Source organism: Streptomyces sp. CO7 (assembly GCF_053474865.1).
The window spans coordinates 232,620-236,046 of record NZ_JBRIOU010000004.1 but is presented as its reverse complement, the minus strand read 5'-3'; the positions used below and the strand labels follow the sequence as shown (position 1 = coordinate 236,046).

The following is a 3,427-nucleotide window of genomic DNA, read 5'->3' as shown; positions in this document are numbered from 1 at the left end:
GCCCCCGCCCTGCTGCCCGAGCCGGACGGCAGCTGAGTTTCCGCCCCACCGGCCCCTTCCGTACCCTTCCGACGTGAGCGAAAAGCGCAGGTACACCTTCGAGGCCGCCACCGGGGTCGGCTCCCTCCCCGGCGAGGACGCGCAGGAGGCCGCGAGGACCGCCGTCGGGTCCTTCGAGACGTTCGCGTTCCTCCCCGAGCTGCCCGCCCGGGGCCCGGGCGCCGACATGCTCGGCCGGACCGCCGGCCTGCTGGTCGAGATGTACGCCCGCGTCGAGCCCAGCGGCTGGCGCCTCGGCGACCGCCCCGGCCGCGACACCCGCCGCGCGCACGCCTGGCTGCGGCAGGACCTCGACGCCCTCGAGGAGCACACCCAGGAATACCAGGGCCAGTTGAAGGTGCAGGCCGTCGGGCCGTGGACGCTCGCCGCCGCGCTGGAGCTCAGGAACGGCGAGGCGGTCCTCTCCGATCCGGGCGCCGCACGCGACCTGACCGGCTCCCTCACCGAGGGCCTGCGCGACTACCTCGCCGGACTGCGCCGCCGCGTCCCCGGCGCCGAGATTGTGCTGCAGCTCGACGAGCCCTCCCTCACCGCCGTGCTCCGCGGCCAGGTGCGCACCGCCAGCGGCTACCGCACCCACCGCGCCGTCGACCGGCAGGTGGTGGAGGCCGGGCTGCGCGAGGTGATCGGCGTCCACGACGGCCCCGTCGTCGTCCACTCCTGCGCCCCCGACGTCCCGTTCGCCCTGCTGCGCCGCTCCGGCGTCGACGCGGTGTCCTTCGACTTCTCGCTCCTCACCGAGCGTGACGACGACACGATCGGCGAGGCCGTGGAGGACGGCATGCGGCTGTTCGCCGGAGTCGTGCCGGGAACCGACGCCCCGTTGTCGGACCCTGCGGGTAGCGTCATGGGTGTCAGGACGCTGTGGCGCAGGCTGGGACTGCGTCCGGGACTGCTCCCGGAGGCGGTCACGATCACGCCCGCGTGCGGACTCGCGGGGGCCACCCCCGGGTACGCGCGCAAGGCGCTCGCGCATTGTGTCCGGGCGGCGACATCGCTCGCGGACAACCCTGAGTGACGGGAGGACCGACAGTGGCCGGCGACGAGCAGGCGAACACGGCGGACGGCGTGGCGGGCGGCACGCCGGAGAGTGCGGTGCCCAGCGAGGCCCGGGACCGGCACGCGCAGCTGGCCGAGCAGATCGAGGAGCACCGCTTCCGTTACTACGTGAAGGACGCTCCCGTCGTCAGCGACGCGGAGTTCGACCGGCTGCTGCGCTCGCTCGAGGCGCTGGAGGAGGAGTTCCCCGAGCTGCGCACGCCCGACTCGCCGACCCAGAAGGTCGCCGGGGCGTACGAGACGGAGTTCACCGCCGTCACGCACCGCGAGCGGATGCTGTCCCTGGACAACGCCTTCGACCCCGAGGAACTCGCCGCCTGGGCCGACCGCGTGGCCAAGGAGATCGGCGCCTCCGCCCACCACTTCCTCTGCGAGCTCAAGGTCGACGGCCTCGCCGTCAACCTGACCTACGAGCACGGCCGCCTCACCCGCGCCGCCACCCGCGGCGACGGCCGCACCGGCGAGGACATCACGCCCAACGTGCGCACCATCGCCGAGATCCCCCACCGGCTGCACGGCGAGGACCTCCCCGACCTGGTCGAGATCCGCGGCGAGGTCTACTTCCCGATGGAGGCGTTCGAAGAGCTCAACGCCCGCCTGGTCGCGGCCGGCGACAAGCCCTTCGCCAACCCCCGCAACGCGGCGGCCGGTTCGCTGCGCCAGAAGGACCCCAAGGTGACCGCCACCCGCCCGCTGCACATGGTGGTGCACGGCATCGGCGCCCTGGAGGGCTACCGGGGCTCCGGCATGTCCCGGCTCTCCGAGGCCTACGACCTGCTGCGCTCCTGGGGCCTGCCGACGGCCCGGCACAACAAGGTGGTCGACGGCCTCGACGGGGTGCGCGCGTTCATCGCCTGGTTCGGCGAGAACCGCCACTCCGTGGAGCACGAGATCGACGGCGTGGTCGTCAAGCTCGACGAGATCCCGCTGCAGGGCCGCCTCGGCTCCACCTCGCGCGCGCCGCGCTGGGCGATCGCCTGGAAGTACGCGCCGGAGGAGGTCAACACCAAGCTCGTCAACATCCGCGTGGGCGTCGGCCGCACCGGCCGCGTGACGCCGTACGCCCAGGTGGAACCGGTCACCGTGGCCGGCTCCGAGGTCGAGTTCGCCACTCTGCACAACCAGGAGGTCGTCAAGGCCAAGGGCGTGCTCATCGGCGACACGGTGGTGCTGCGCAAGGCCGGCGACGTCATCCCGGAGATCCTCGGCCCGGTCGCCGACCTGCGGGACGGCAGCGAGCGGGAGTTCGTGATGCCCGCCGAGTGCCCCGAGTGCGGCACGGCGCTGCGGCCCATGAAGGAGGGGGACATCGACCTGCGGTGCCCCAACGCCCGGGCCTGCCCCGCCCAGATCCGCGAGCGCCTCTTCTACCTGGGCGGCCGCAAGGCGCTGGACATCGAGAACTTCGGCTACGTGTCCGCCGCCGCGCTCAGCCGGCCGCTGGAGCCGTCCGAGCCGCCGCTGCGCGACGAGGGCGACCTCTTCGACCTCACCATCGAGCAGCTGCTGCCCATCAAGGCGTACGTCCTGGACAAGGACAGCGGACTGCCCAAGCGGGACCCGAAGACCGGCGAGGACAAGATCGCGACCCCCTTCGCCAACAAGGAGGGCGAGCCGCGGAAGAACGCCGTGGCCATGCTGGAGAACATCGCCGCCGCCAAGGAGCGGCCGCTGGCCCGCATCCTCACCAGCCTCTCCATCCGCCACGTCGGCCCGGTCGCCGCCGAGGCGCTGGCCCGCGAGTTCCGGTCGCTGGAGCGCATCGAGGCGGCCACCGAGGCCGAACTCGCCGCCACCGAGGGCGTCGGGCCGATCATCGCCGCCTCGCTCAAGGAGTGGTTCGCCGAGGACTGGCACCAGGAGATCCTCCGCAAGTGGCGGGCGGCCGGCGTCCGTACGGAGGACGAGGCCACCGGCGAGGACGAGGGCCCGCGCCCGCTGGAGGGCCTGACCGTCGTGGTCACCGGGACGCTCACCGGCCACACCCGGGACGGCGCCAAGGAGGCCCTGGTGAGCCGGGGCGCCAAGGTGACCGGGTCGGTGTCGAAGAAGACCTCCTTCGTGGTGGTCGGCGACAACCCCGGGTCCAAGTACGACAAGGCGATGCAGCTGAAGGTGCCTGTGCTCGACGAGGACGGGTTCGCCGTGCTGCTGGAGCGGGGCCCGGACGCCGCCCACGAGGCCGCCCTCCCCGCCGAAGGGGCCTCGGAGCCCGCGGCGGCCGAAGGGGGCGCCGAGGACGCGGCGGCGGAAGGGGGCGCCGGGGACGCGGGGTAGCGGCGCGGCGCGGCATTCGACCCTCCGCACC

2 protein-coding genes are annotated in these 3,427 nt (G+C 73.4%); both read left to right on the top strand.

Features of this window, described 5'->3' with window-relative positions:
- Positions 1-73: 73 nt before the first annotated feature.
- A complete protein-coding gene (locus tag ACOV8S_RS13785; protein ID WP_448318107.1) occupies positions 74-1,078 on the top strand; it encodes a methionine synthase in 1,005 nt (334 codons plus the stop codon).
- 14 nt (positions 1,079-1,092) lie between these two features.
- Complete coding sequence (gene ligA / locus ACOV8S_RS13780; protein WP_448318106.1) at positions 1,093-3,396, top strand: NAD-dependent DNA ligase LigA; 2,304 nt, start codon at positions 1,093-1,095, stop codon at positions 3,394-3,396.
- The last annotated feature ends 31 nt before the right edge of the window (positions 3,397-3,427 follow it).